This window comes from Citrobacter sp. Cm046, assembly GCF_030333065.1.
GTDB lineage: Bacteria > Pseudomonadota > Gammaproteobacteria > Enterobacterales > Enterobacteriaceae > Citrobacter > Citrobacter murliniae.
The window spans coordinates 17,035-29,229 of the sequence record NZ_JAOWGP010000027.1; the positions used below are offsets into that span (position 1 = coordinate 17,035).

Annotated in this window: 12 protein-coding genes; 2 read left to right on the top strand and 10 right to left on the bottom strand. The window is 53.8% G+C overall.

The features are described from left to right. Nucleotides 1–63 precede the first annotated feature (63 nt). The 6 genes from tcuR to ybfF all read right to left on the bottom strand — a co-directional run bounded on the left by tcuR (nucleotide 64) and on the right by ybfF (nucleotide 3,731). Nucleotides 64–990, bottom strand: coding sequence for a tricarballylate utilization LysR family transcriptional regulator TcuR (gene tcuR / locus OGX98_RS01155; RefSeq protein WP_048221850.1), 927 nt, complete (start codon nucleotides 988–990; stop codon nucleotides 64–66). Between the two features lie 129 nt (nucleotides 991–1,119). After that, entirely contained in the window at nucleotides 1,120–1,566 is a 447-nt protein-coding gene (gene fur, locus OGX98_RS01160) for a ferric iron uptake transcriptional regulator (RefSeq protein WP_045441068.1), read from the bottom strand. Continuing rightward, complete coding sequence (locus OGX98_RS01165; RefSeq protein ID WP_100247215.1) at nucleotides 1,559–1,645, bottom strand: ryhB-regulated fur leader peptide; 87 nt, start codon at nucleotides 1,643–1,645, stop codon at nucleotides 1,559–1,561. The genes fur and OGX98_RS01165 overlap by 8 nt, the downstream gene beginning before the upstream one ends. A 210-nt stretch (nucleotides 1,646–1,855) precedes the next feature. Then, nucleotides 1,856–2,386, bottom strand: a complete 531-nt coding sequence (gene fldA, locus OGX98_RS01170) for a flavodoxin FldA (protein ID WP_045441069.1) — start codon at nucleotides 2,384–2,386, stop codon at nucleotides 1,856–1,858. 155 nt (nucleotides 2,387–2,541) lie between these two features. Further along, nucleotides 2,542–2,829, bottom strand: a complete 288-nt coding sequence (gene ybfE / locus OGX98_RS01175; RefSeq protein ID WP_045441070.1) for a LexA regulated protein — start codon at nucleotides 2,827–2,829, stop codon at nucleotides 2,542–2,544. A gap of 128 nt (nucleotides 2,830–2,957) precedes the next feature. Further along, nucleotides 2,958–3,731, bottom strand: coding sequence for an esterase (ybfF, locus tag OGX98_RS01180; RefSeq protein WP_045441071.1), 774 nt, complete (start codon nucleotides 3,729–3,731; stop codon nucleotides 2,958–2,960). Between the two features lie 195 nt (nucleotides 3,732–3,926). On the opposite strand from ybfF, the gene seqA reads away from it, so the two are divergent. After that, on the top strand, nucleotides 3,927–4,469 hold the full coding sequence (seqA, locus tag OGX98_RS01185; RefSeq protein WP_045441072.1) for a replication initiation negative regulator SeqA: 543 nt from the start codon (nucleotides 3,927–3,929) through the stop codon (nucleotides 4,467–4,469). Between the two features lie 24 nt (nucleotides 4,470–4,493). Then, nucleotides 4,494–6,134 (top strand): phosphoglucomutase (alpha-D-glucose-1,6-bisphosphate-dependent), encoded by a 1,641-nt coding sequence (pgm, locus tag OGX98_RS01190; protein ID WP_045441073.1) that lies wholly within the window; start codon nucleotides 4,494–4,496, stop codon nucleotides 6,132–6,134. 52 nt (nucleotides 6,135–6,186) lie between these two features. On the opposite strand, the gene kdpE is transcribed toward pgm, so the two are convergent. Genes kdpE through kdpB form a run of 4 tightly spaced genes read right to left on the bottom strand, consistent with a single transcriptional unit; the run spans nucleotide 6,187 to nucleotide 12,179 of the window. Next, nucleotides 6,187–6,864 carry a two-component system response regulator KdpE gene (gene kdpE / locus OGX98_RS01195; RefSeq protein WP_045441074.1) on the bottom strand — a complete coding sequence of 226 codons (678 nt, stop codon included), beginning with the start codon at nucleotides 6,862–6,864 and terminating at the stop codon, nucleotides 6,187–6,189. After that, nucleotides 6,861–9,545: a two-component system sensor histidine kinase KdpD gene (kdpD, locus tag OGX98_RS01200; RefSeq protein WP_286594716.1), complete on the bottom strand. Its 2,685-nt coding sequence runs from the start codon at nucleotides 9,543–9,545 to the stop codon at nucleotides 6,861–6,863. Before kdpD ends, kdpE begins: the two co-directional genes overlap by 4 nt. A gap of 10 nt (nucleotides 9,546–9,555) precedes the next feature. Then, nucleotides 9,556–10,122 carry a potassium-transporting ATPase subunit KdpC gene (gene kdpC, locus OGX98_RS01205; protein ID WP_045441076.1) on the bottom strand — a complete coding sequence of 189 codons (567 nt, stop codon included), beginning with the start codon at nucleotides 10,120–10,122 and terminating at the stop codon, nucleotides 9,556–9,558. A gap of 8 nt (nucleotides 10,123–10,130) precedes the next feature. After that, nucleotides 10,131–12,179, bottom strand: coding sequence for a potassium-transporting ATPase subunit KdpB (gene kdpB / locus OGX98_RS01210; RefSeq protein WP_200010586.1), 2,049 nt, complete (start codon nucleotides 12,177–12,179; stop codon nucleotides 10,131–10,133). Between the last annotated feature and the right edge of the window lie 16 nt (nucleotides 12,180–12,195).

The window sequence follows — 12,195 nt, forward strand, 5'->3', positions numbered from 1 at the left end:
TTTGTAATTAAAATGTATACGTGTAAGTTGTGTGGGCGCTACGCTGTGATGCTAAATAGCCCTTTAGTTATTGTAAAGAATTGCGCCTGGCCAGCTTCCTGCTTCCACCAGTTGACACATCACTTTGGTCAGTATCACGCGGGCAGCGAGACCTGCGGGGGTAAGTTCATCATCAGAAAGGCTGACAAGAAAATTAGGGCGGCTAAGTATTGGATTATGGACGCCGATCACTCTTAGCGTCTCTTTATCGAGATGCGAAATCGCCGCGCCGGGTTGTAATGTGGCACCGATTCCACTGCGAACGGCGCTCATCAACAGCGTCAGACCATCAATTTCTGTAGTGATCTCAATGTTCAGAGCATGTTCCTGGCAGATAGCATCCAGTCTGCCGCGCAGGCCGTGACCCGGGCTTGGCATTATCAATGGAATATTAACCAGCTGGGCAGGGGCGATATTGTCATCCGTAATATCATCCAGTAAAGCATGGGTGCCAATCAAAAATAGCCGTTCTTCGAGAATCGGTCTGGCGCTCCAGCGCAGGATTTTTTCCTTTTGAAACACCACTGCTAAATCAATTTGGCGGGTATTAATCATCCGCTCCAGGTTACCGGAGAGGCTTTCCACCACATGCAGGCGGACATCTGCATAGTTTTCCCGCATTGCATTAATGAAAGGCACACCGAGCACGGATGCGGTACTGGGAGCCATTCCGACGCTGACGTGACCGGAAAGCCGGGCCTCTCGAGCCGCGAGGATCGCATCGTCTGCGTGACGTAATGCCAGTTGTGCCTGGGAGTAAAAAGCCAGTCCGGCGCTGGTGGGCGTCACGCCACGAGAGGTTCGTTGCAGCAGGCGAATAGCGAGTTCGTTTTCCAGCCGGGTCATTTGCTGGCTGAGAGCCGAAACACCAATATTGAGATCGAGCGCCGCGCTGCCCATACTGCCGGTTTCTACAATACGAACATAATAGCGTAGCTGGCGAAGCTCCATTTCGGCTCTCCGATGAGGTAGGGTGAATTTTACATTAAAGCTGCATTGACTCGAAAGGAAGAGGCCCCCGGCCAGGTTTAGCTTATAAAAAAAGCCAACCGCAGGGTTGGCTTTTCAGAAAACATCATATTATTTGGCGTCGTGCGCATGCTCATCTTCGCGGCAATCGCCTTCAGCGCAGTGACCGTACAGATAGAGGCTATGGTTGGTTAAGCGAATACCATGTTTAGCCGCAATCTCACGCTGACGCGCTTCGATGGAATCATCGCTAAATTCGACCACTTTGCCACAGTCGAGGCAAATCAGGTGATCGTGATGATGCTGTTGGGTTAATTCGAAGACGGATTTGCCACCTTCAAAATTATGGCGGGTTACGATACCGGCATCATCAAATTGGTTCAGCACGCGATACACGGTCGCCAGACCAATCTCTTCACCCATGTCTATCAGGCGTTTGTATAAGTCTTCCGCACTGACGTGATGGTTATCCGGTTCCTGAAGAACTTCCAGAATTTTTAAACGAGGAAGCGTTACTTTCAGGCCAGCCTTCTTTAATGCGGTATTATTGTCAGTCATGCGGAATCTGTCCTGTAGCTAAGCGGTTCACTTCATTAACAGAAGTGACAGAAATTGCACTTGAGATAATGCGTATCATTATAGAACTGCCATGTCTAAATGAAAACAGCAAGTCTCTGGCAAATATTGTTAATCAAAACGTGGTATCGCCGACAAACACTCTGTGCAATACCCGATTGGCATCCAGCCATTGTACAGGGTCAGGCGAGAAAGTTACAAATTTGTAGCAATTATTTTGATTGGTTTTATCTATTGATGCGGCGTAGATACGTTTCTACGCCGCATGAAATCAGGCGTTAATGATTTCGTCGAGATGCAGTTCTTCAGAAATCTGTTTAACCCATTTTTCTACGCGTTCAGCGGTCAGCTCAGGCTGGCGATCTTCATCAATAGCCAGACCGACAAAGTGGTCATCATCAGCCAGGCCTTTAGACGCTTCAAAGTGATAACCCGCCGTTGGCCAGTGACCGACGATGGTTGCGCCGCGTGGTTCGATGATGTCGCGGATGGTACCTAACGCATCACAGAAATATTCTGCGTAGTCTTCCTGGTCGCCGCAGCCAAACAGCGCAACCAGTTTACCGTTAAAATCAATGTCTTCGAGAGTAGGGAAGAAGTCGTCCCAGTCACACTGCGCTTCACCGTAATACCAGGTTGGGATACCGAGCAGAAGAATGTCATACCCTTCCAGGTCTTCTTTGCTGCTTTTTGCAATGTCATGTACATCGGCAATGTCTTTACCAAGCTGTTTTTGAATCATTTTTGCGATGTTTTCGGTGTTACCGGTGTCGCTGCCGAAAAAGATGCCAGTGATTGCCATGAGTAAAATAACCTCTTGAAACTTATTGAAATGGTGGTGGCGCAATGCCCACGGATAAGGGCAATCATAGCAGAACAGTCAGGCATGCGGAAACAGCAAACACGCGGGACTGCACTCTGTGCTACACGATTTATGATTTAGAGCAGAAATTCAGACTATGCCTGACCACGCAACGTGGTGAGTTGGTTCATCAGCATCTCTTCGATGAGTTCACTGCGACTCATGTTACGTGCGTCCGCCAGCTCGTTCAGAGCGTCAACGGCGTCGGCATTCAGTTTCAGTTCGACACGCTTAAGCCCGCGAACTTTGTCGCGTTTAAGCTGATTACGTTTATTAATACGTAACTGTTCATCACGCGAAAGCGGATTGGTTTTGGGTCGTCCCGGGCGACGCTCCTGCGCGAACAGATCTAATGTCGTACGGTCCGTTTGTTCTTTGGCCATGATCTTGGTGACTTCGGGGAAACAATCAGCCAGGCGTCTGCCCGGATGGATAGCGCGCCATCATACATCAGCAGGGGGGGCGCGCCAACGCCCACGCACGTAATCGCGCGCGGACGCTGAGTTTTTAATCAGTTGGCCTTGTCCGTCAGATAACGACGGATGGCGCGTAGGACCGCATCTGGTTTTTCTGCGTGTACCCAGTGACCTGCACCTGCAATAACATGCGCCCTTGCCTGAGGGAATTGCGCCAGTAATTGGTCACGGTACGCTTCGGTAACATACGGCGAGTTTCCACCAGGGATGAACAGCGCCGGATGATCCCATGCAGGTATGGTTTCCCAGCCCACAATATGAGGATACTGGTCCCACAATGCGGGGACATTGAAACGCCACTCGCCGTCAACAAAGGATTTCAGCAGAAACTGGATTACGCCTTCTTCTTTCAGGTACTGGCGCATCACGCTTGCCGCCTGCTGGCGTGATGCGGCTTGTGCATCCGTCACGGCATTAATCGCCGCAAAGATCTCATCGTGACGACGGACATGGTAGTCAACCGGTGCAATATCGATAGCCACCAGTTGATCGATACGTTCAGGTGCCAGCGCGGTTAGCGCCATCACCGCTTTGCCCCCCATTGAGTGACCAATAAAAGTCGCTTTTTCTATTTGTTGGGCGTCCAGTGTATCCAACAGGTCTTGCGCCATGGCCGGGTAATTCATCTCTGGCGAACGAGGGGAGAGCCCGTGATTTCGCATATCAACCTGAATGATGTCGTGATCGACTACCAGGTCACGTGCCAGTATGCCCAGGTTATCCAGGCTGCCAAACAGACCGTGAACCAGGACGATGGGGGAATTATTGTGCAGGTTTTGTGCAGATTGCGCTCGGATATTCAATTTCATGGCAAAGTTCTTTTTTTCACACTAGCGGGTTAGGGTATCATGTTGACCATTCTGCCACAGGGCTGCAACAACTACGGTTACTCCGAGTTTTTCTGGCCATCAGGCTTGACGCTATCCGCTGTTGGGATTTGCCTTTACACTAGGTGTAATAATCCCAACAACTTGTATTCAGCTAAGACACCGCACTGGATTAAGATGAAAACGATTGAAGTTGATGATGAACTCTATAGCTATATTGCCAGCCACACCAAGCATATCGGCGAGAGCGCATCCGACATTTTACGGCGTATGTTGAAGTTTTCTGCCGCATCACAGCCTGCCACTCCGGTGGTAAAAGAAGTCCGCGCCGTGCAACCTGTCGTGGAAGCCAAGCCGGTCGACCCCGTTAAAGATAAAGTGCGCGCCATGCGTGAACTGCTGCTTTCCGATGAATATGCGGAACAGAAAAAAGCAGTGAATCGCTTTATGCTGGTGCTGTCTACACTCTATTCACTGGATCAGCACGCGTTTGCTGAAGCAACGGAGTCGTTACACGGTCGCACACGCGTCTATTTTGCAGCGGATGAACAGACGCTGCTGAAAAATGGTAATCAAACCAAGCCGAAACATGTGCCTGGCACACCGTACTGGGTGATCACCAACACGAATACCGGCCGCAAATGCAGCATGGTTGAACACATCATGCAGTCAATGCAATTCCCTGCGGAATTGATTGAAAAGGTTTGCGGAACAATTTAATCCTTGCATTAGAGGGACCAGGCAATGGCAATCCACAAGCGTGCAGGTCAGCCTGCACAACAGAGTGATTTGATTAACGTCGCCCAACTGACGGCACAGTACTATGTACTGAAACCAACAGCCGGGAATGCTGAGCACGCCGTTAAGTTCGGGACATCCGGGCATCGTGGTAGTGCAGGTCGTCACAGTTTTAACGAGCCGCATATTTTGGCAATCGCCCAGGCCATTGCCGAAGAACGTGCGAAAAACGGGATTACCGGGCCTTGTTATGTGGGCAAAGACACCCATGCGCTGTCTGAACCGGCATTTATCTCTGTACTGGAAGTGTTGGCGGCAAACGGTGTTGATGTCATCGTGCAGGAAAATAACGGCTTTACGCCAACGCCTGCCGTGTCAAATGCAATCCTGGTCCACAACAAAAAAGGCGGCCCGCTGGCTGATGGCATTGTCATCACGCCGTCGCACAACCCGCCGGAAGATGGTGGCATTAAATACAACCCGCCAAACGGTGGTCCGGCAGATACTAACGTCACTAAAGTGGTGGAAGATCGTGCCAACGCGCTGCTGGCTGATGGACTTAACGGTGTTAAGCGAATTTCACTGGATGCGGCGCTGGCGTCGGGTCATGTGAAAGAGCAGGATCTCGTTCAGCCGTTTGTTGAAGGACTGGCTGACATTGTTGATATGGCCGCGATCCAGAAAGCGGGACTGACGCTGGGTGTCGATCCGCTGGGTGGCTCCGGTATCGAATACTGGAAGCGTATTGCCGAGCACTACAAACTGAATCTGACCATTGTTAACGATCAGGTTGATCAGACCTTCCGCTTTATGCATCTCGACAAAGACGGTGCTATCCGTATGGACTGCTCTTCCGAGTGTGCGATGGCGGGTCTGCTGGCGCTACGTGATAAGTTCGATCTGGCATTTGCTAACGATCCAGATTATGACCGTCACGGCATCGTCACTCCGGCCGGGTTGATGAACCCGAACCACTATCTGGCAGTCGCGATCAACTATCTGTTCCAGCATCGCCCGCAGTGGGGCGAAGACGTTGCCGTTGGCAAAACGCTGGTGTCTTCGGCGATGATTGACCGTGTGGTGAATGATTTAGGACGTAAACTGGTTGAAGTACCGGTTGGCTTTAAATGGTTTGTTGATGGCCTGTTCGACGGTAGCTTCGGCTTCGGCGGCGAGGAGAGCGCGGGGGCTTCTTTCCTGCGTTTCGACGGTACACCGTGGTCGACCGACAAAGACGGGATCATTATGTGTCTGCTGGCGGCCGAAATTACTGCCGTGACCGGTAAGAACCCGCAAGAGCATTACAACGAGCTGGCCGCGCGTTTTGGTGCGCCGAGCTATAACCGTTTGCAGGCAAGCGCGACCTCCGCGCAGAAAGCAGCGCTGTCTAAACTCTCTCCGGAGATGGTCAGTGCCAGCACGCTGGCGGGTGATCCGATCACCGCGCGTCTGACGGCGGCGCCAGGCAATGGTGCTTCTATCGGCGGTCTGAAAGTGATGACTGACAATGGCTGGTTTGCCGCACGTCCGTCAGGTACTGAAGACGCCTATAAAATCTACTGCGAGAGCTTCCTGGGTGAAGAACACCGCAAGCAGATTGAAAAAGAAGCGGTTGAGATTGTCAGCGAAGTGCTGAAAAACGCGTAACCAGAAAAGGAGCCGAAAGGCTCCTTTTTTACATCTGGTACCCGGTGAAATATCACGGCATAAACCGATAGCCAATCCCGGTTTCGGTTATAAAGTGACGAGGGCGCGCCGGGTCTACTTCCAGTTTCTGGCGCAAGTGCCCCATATAAATTCGCAGGTAGTGGCTGTGCTCGACGGCGTTGGGACCCCAAACCTGATTCAACAGCTGACGCTGGGTCAGCACCTTCCCGCTGTTATTGAGAAGTATCGCCAGCAGGCGAAATTCAATTGGCGTCAGGTGAATTTCCTCTTCGCCACGATGTACCAGACGCGCGGCAATATCCACTTTCACATCGGAAAAATGCACGACTGGCTCGGGTGCGGGTCCAATAGCGTGGCGGCGTAATGCCACACGCAAACGCGCCTGCAGTTCGCCAATGCCAAACGGCTTGCTGAGATAATCATCAGCACCGGCATCCAGTGCGGCGATTTTGTCGCTCTCTTCACTGCGAGCTGAAAGCACTATAACGGGAATAGCGCTCCATTGTCGCAGGTCGCGAATAAAATCAGTGCCGTCACCGTCTGGCAGGCCGAGATCGAGAATGATGAGATCGGGTTTACGCGTCGCGGCCTCCAGCAGGCCACGTTGCAACGTTTCTGCTTCATACACGCGCAGACCATCGGCTTCCAGCGCGGTGCGCAGAAAGCGACGAATGGCCTGTTCATCTTCAACAATCAATACGTTTGTCACATATCCTCATGAAAATCTTCAAGTTCAGGGGGTAATTCTTGTGGCAGTGTAACACGGAAGCAAGCGCCACCCTGCGGTCGATTATGGGCGGTAATGGTCCCGCCATGCACGTCGACAATAGCCTGGCAAATTGCCAGCCCCAGCCCAACGCCCGGTACTGATGACTCTTTGTTCCCCCGGGAAAACTTGTCGAAAATACGTTGTTCCTGGCCTGACGGAATGCCAGGCCCGTTATCCCACACGTCCAGTTGCAGGTGTTCGCCCTCAACATGTGCTTCAATTCCTATTTGTGCCTGCGGGCCTGCGTATTTGACGGCGTTTTCCAGCAGATTAATCAGCACTCGTTCAAAGAGTGGCCCATCAACGTGTATCAGCGTCAATGGCTCAGGAAGTGACAGATTAATTGGTGCAGCCAGGCCAGGCTCCAGCATCTGTAAGGCGCTGCCCACCACTTCCTCCAGCGTTAACCACTCTTTCTTAAGATTAAAGCCGCCAGACTGAATTCGCGCCATATCCAGCAGATTATTTACCAGCCGGGTCGTGTTAAGGACATGCTGGCGAATTTCGCTGGCCTGACGGGCGTGCTTCGAGCCTTCCGTTGCCAGATCCAATGTTAAAATCTCCGCCTGACCGAACAGCACCGTTAACGGCGTGCGTAAATCATGAGAAAGGGCGGCGAGCAGGGCGTTGCGGATGCTCTCGCGTTCGCTGGCAAATCGCGCCAGCTCTTCGCTGGCAGTCAGCGCCAGTCGCTCCAGGGCGCTGGCAACCAACAAGGTAAAGGTTTCCAGCAGTCGTTGTTGTTCCGGGATCATCAACTGTCGAAGATTCCCCGGTTCTACTATCAACAGTCCATACGTTTTGTCGGCGCTTTTTAACGGTAAGATCTGATACGGTACGCCCGGTAAGGTATCGGTGCCGGCCCCGGCCGGTTGTCCCTTATCAAAGCTCCAGCGGGCAATGGCATCATCCCAGGGCGTCGTGCCTTGTTGATGCGTCAGCGGAGCCAGTTTACCGTTCTCATCGGGCAATAAAACCTGACTGCGGGCCTGAAAGGTTGAGGTAATAAACTGCTCACTGGTGGCAGCGATATCTTGTTGACTCCGCCCCACGGCCAGGGCTTTGGACATCTCGTACAGATGCCGCGTGCGCTGTTCCCGGTAGCGAGCGACTCGTGCCTGATAGCGCACTCCTGCGGTCAGATTCCCGATGACCAGACCGACCGTCAACATAACGGCGAATGTGAGCAGATACTGGACGTCCGAAACGGCCAGCGTACCGCGCGGGGCAATAAAGAACAGATCGAAGCTGGCGACGTTAATAAAGGTCGCCACCACAGACGGCCAGCGTCCGTAGAACAGGGCGATCACTACCACGCCTAACAGGTAGAGCATTACCAGATTGGCGGCATCAAAGGCAACCAGCCACTGCATGGCTATCAGCGTTGTGAAGGCGCACAGTGCAGCTGCAACCAGACAGCCCTGAATCTGTACCCGCCACTTATCTTTAAAGGTACGCGTGTCAGCAGCCTGAACCGCCGGACGTGGAGGGGGATCGTCCAACGCGACAATCATCAGATCGAGATCCGGTGCGCGATGGGCCAGTTTGTCGGCAAAGGAATCACTGCGCCACCTGCGTCGCGTTGTCGGACGCCCCAGCACGATTTTTCCCAGATTGTGCTCCCGGGCGTAGCGGACGACCGCTTTATCTTCTGCGGGATCGGAGAGGGTGGCTGTTTCTGCTCCTAATTCCTGTGCCAGTCGCAAGGCGCCAAGAATTGCGCGACGTTGCTTTTCGGGTAACTGATGCAATGCGGGTGTTTCGACATACACGGCATGCCAGACACTACCGAGACGTGCAGCCAGACGTGCGGCGGCACGCACCAGCTTTTCGCTGCCGGTGTTGTGTCCGATACACAGCAGGATGGCATCGCGGGTGTGCCAGACTTTTTCCTCTCCAGGGTGACCTCGCCAGGCGCGCATTTGATCGTCTACCCGATCAGCTGTACGTCGCAGGGCCAGTTCGCGCAGCGCGATCAAATTGCCTTTGCGGAAGAAGTGTTCGATAGCCCGTTCTGCCTGACCGGCAATATAGACTTTGCCTTCGTTCAGACGTTGGCGCAGATCGTCAGGGGGGAGATCGACCAGTACCACATCATCAGCCGCATCGAAAAACGGATCGGGGACGGTTTCGCGGACCTGAATACCGGTAACGCCGCTGACGATATCGTTCAGGCTTTCCAGATGCTGAACGTTAACAGTGGTAAAGACATCAATGCCAGCTTCCAGCAGTTCTTCGATGTCCTGCCAACGGCGAGGGTGACGCGAGCCTGGCGCATTACTGTGCGCCAGTTCATCCATTAAAATCAGGGCCGGGCGACGGGCAAGGGCGGCATCGAGATCAAACTCGCTGATGTGCCGCCCACGGTGTGACTGGCGTTTCAGCGGCAGCACGGCGAGTCCGTCCAGCAGTGCGGCGGTCTCTTTACGCCCGTGAGTTTCCACCACGCCGATCAACACATCCAGCCCTTGCGTCCGTAACCGCTGGGCCTCAGCCAGCATAGCCCAGGTTTTCCCGACTCCAGCGCAGGCACCGAAGAAGATTTTCAGTTTTCCCCGGTGCGGGGCGGCGGTCTGTTCCAGTAAGCGATCCGGATTGGGGCGCAAGGGTTCTTCTGTCATGACCTTTTTCTCAGCGTTTATCCAGCGCTAAATTAAGTTCCACCAGGTTCACTACCGGCTGGCCGATAAACCCGACCAGCGGCTTATGCGTGTATTGTGCAACTAACTGCGTTACCTCTTCAACGCTGAGGTTACGGGCTTGCGCCACGCGGGGGATCTGCCAGGCTACCGCGTTCGGTGTCAGATTATTGTCCAGTCCACTGGCAGACGCCGTGACCAGTTCCACCGGAACAACTGGGTTAGCCTGCGGATTTGCAGCACGCAGCGCGGCAATCCTGCTTTGCAATTGTTTATCCAGCTCCGGGTTGCTGGCCGCCAGGTTACTGCCGCCTGAACCCATTGGATTATAGGGCATTTCCGCCGTCGCTGAAGGGCGTCCCTGAAAATAACCGGCGGCGGTAAAGTTCTGGCCGATGAGTTCAGAGCCGCGAACGACCTGACCCTCACGGAGCAGTGACCCGTTAGCCTGATGGGGAAACCACCATTGCCCCAGTGCGGTTGTCAGCAATGGATATGCTCCGCCGGTGATAAGTATCAGGAAAATCAATGTTGATAGTGCAGGACGTAATCCACTCATCTGAAACCTCACACCAGACCCAGCAGGGTCAGCAATAAATCAATCACTTTGATACCAATAAATGGCACAACCAGACCGCCCAGACCGTAGATCCACAAGTTACGGCGCAGCATGGCGGAAGCCGATAACGGTTTATAGCTCACGCCCTTCAGCGCCAGTGGGATCAGAAAGACAATAACCAGCGCATTGAAGATGACCGCGCTCAGGATTGCCGAATCCGGCGAATGCAGGCGCATCACGTTAAGTGCGTTGAGCTGCGGGTAGGTTGCGGCAAACGCAGCCGGGATAATGGCGAAATATTTCGCAACGTCGTTGGCAATACTGAAGGTGGTCAGCGAGCCACGTGTCATCAGCATCTGTTTGCCAATATGCACCACTTCAATCAGTTTAGTGGGGTTAGAATCCAGATCGACCATGTTGCCCGCTTCCTTCGCGGCCTGGGTCCCGGAGTTCATGGCAACCGCCACATCTGCCTGAGCCAGTGCGGGGGCGTCGTTGGTTCCGTCGCCGGTCATCGCCACCAGACGACCTTCCGCCTGGTACTGACGAATAAGTGCCAGCTTGGCTTCCGGTGTGGCTTCCGCTAAAAAGTCATCCACCCCGGCTTCTGCCGCAATCGCGGCGGCGGTTAGCCGGTTGTCGCCTGTGATCATCACCGTTTTGATACCCATTTTGCGCAACTGGGCAAAACGTTCTTTGATCCCGCCTTTAACGATATCTTTCAGCGCAATCACACCCAGTACGTGCGAACCTTCGGCAACGACCAGCGGCGTCGCACCAAGGCGAGCGACGTTTTCGACCTTCTGCTCAACATCGGCAGGGAAGTGCCCTCCGTTGGCTTCGACGTGACGACGAATGGCGTCTACTGAACCTTTGCGGATCATGCGGTTGTCGATATTGATACCGCTCATCCGGCTTTGTGCGGTAAACGGTACAAATGTGGCGTGCAGCGATTGCACGTCGCGTATGCGCAGATTAAAGCGCTGTTTTGCCAGCACCACGATGCTACGACCTTCTGGCGTTTCATCCGCCAGTGACGAAAGCTGTGCGGCGTCGGCCAACGTTTTTTCATCAACGCCCTGGGCGGGAAGAAAATCTGAAGCCTGACGGTTGCCCAGCGTAATGGTGCCGGTTTTATCCAGCAGCAGTACGTCCACGTCACCTGCTGCTTCTACCGCTCGCCCGCTGGTGGCGATGACATTCGCACCCAGCATGCGGCTCATTCCGGCGACGCCAATCGCGGAGAGCAGGCCACCGATAGTGGTGGGGATCAGGCAGACCAGCAATGCAACCAGAACTGTGACGCTGACCGCGCTGCCGCCCCAGGCGGAAAACGGCCACAGCGTAGCGGTTGCCAGCAAAAAGACGATGGTCAGGGCGATCAGCAGGATCGTCAGCGCGATTTCATTTGGCGTTTTCCGCCGTTGGGCGCCTTCGACCATTGCGATCATTCGGTCGAGGAATGTTTCGCCGGGGTTCACGCTGCATTCGATCACCAGCCAGTCGGAGAGGATGCGAGTTCCTCCGGTAACTGATGCGAAGTCACCGCCGGATTCGCGGATAACCGGCGCAGATTCACCGGTAATGGCGCTTTCATCCACTGATGCGCCGCCTTCGATGACTTCGCCGTCGCAGGGGATAATATCGCCTGCTTCAACCAGCACCACATCCCCTTTACGCAGTTCGCTGGCAGGAACATGATCCATTGACGAGCCGTATTTGGGTTCGCGTAATTTACGTGCGAAAGCTGTTTTTTTCACCCCTTTCAGGCTGTTGGCTTGTGCTTTGCTACGTCCTTCCGCCAGCGCCTCGGCAAAGTTGGCGAACAGAACGGTCACCCATAACCAGAGACTTATCGCCCCGGTAAACATTGGGTTCCCGATCATGTGCCCGGTTGCCATCGCTACGGTTATCAGCGTGGTCAGCAGGCTGCCGATCCAGACGATAAACATGACTGGATTGCGCCACTGGGTATGTGGGCTTAATTTTTTGATGGCGTCCATAAGCGCTTGCGCGACCAGAGAGGGTTCGAACAGCGCCAGTTGCTTGCGACTCATAATAATGTGCTCCGCA

Bases quoted from the DNA above. Each gene is read 5' to 3' on its own strand.
- fur (WP_045441068.1), bottom strand. From the start codon at position 1,566: ATGACTGACAATAATACCGCATTAAAGAAGGCTGGCCTGAAAGTAACG.
- kdpC (WP_045441076.1), bottom strand. From the start codon at position 10,122: ATGAGTGGATTACGTCCTGCACTATCAACATTGATTTTCCTGATACTT.
- kdpB (WP_200010586.1), bottom strand. From the start codon at position 12,179: ATGAGTCGCAAGCAACTGGCGCTGTTCGAACCCTCTCTGGTCGCGCAA.
- kdpD (WP_286594716.1), bottom strand. From the start codon at position 9,545: ATGACAGAAGAACCCTTGCGCCCCAATCCGGATCGCTTACTGGAACAG.
- OGX98_RS01165 (WP_100247215.1), bottom strand. From the start codon at position 1,645: ATGATACGCATTATCTCAAGTGCAATTTCTGTCACTTCTGTTAATGAA.
- tcuR (WP_048221850.1), bottom strand. From the start codon at position 990: ATGGAGCTTCGCCAGCTACGCTATTATGTTCGTATTGTAGAAACCGGC.
- ybfF (WP_045441071.1), bottom strand. From the start codon at position 3,731: ATGAAATTGAATATCCGAGCGCAATCTGCACAAAACCTGCACAATAAT.
- seqA (WP_045441072.1), top strand. From the start codon at position 3,927: ATGAAAACGATTGAAGTTGATGATGAACTCTATAGCTATATTGCCAGC.
- pgm (WP_045441073.1), top strand. From the start codon at position 4,494: ATGGCAATCCACAAGCGTGCAGGTCAGCCTGCACAACAGAGTGATTTG.
- fldA (WP_045441069.1), bottom strand. From the start codon at position 2,386: ATGGCAATCACTGGCATCTTTTTCGGCAGCGACACCGGTAACACCGAA.
- ybfE (WP_045441070.1), bottom strand. From the start codon at position 2,829: ATGGCCAAAGAACAAACGGACCGTACGACATTAGATCTGTTCGCGCAG.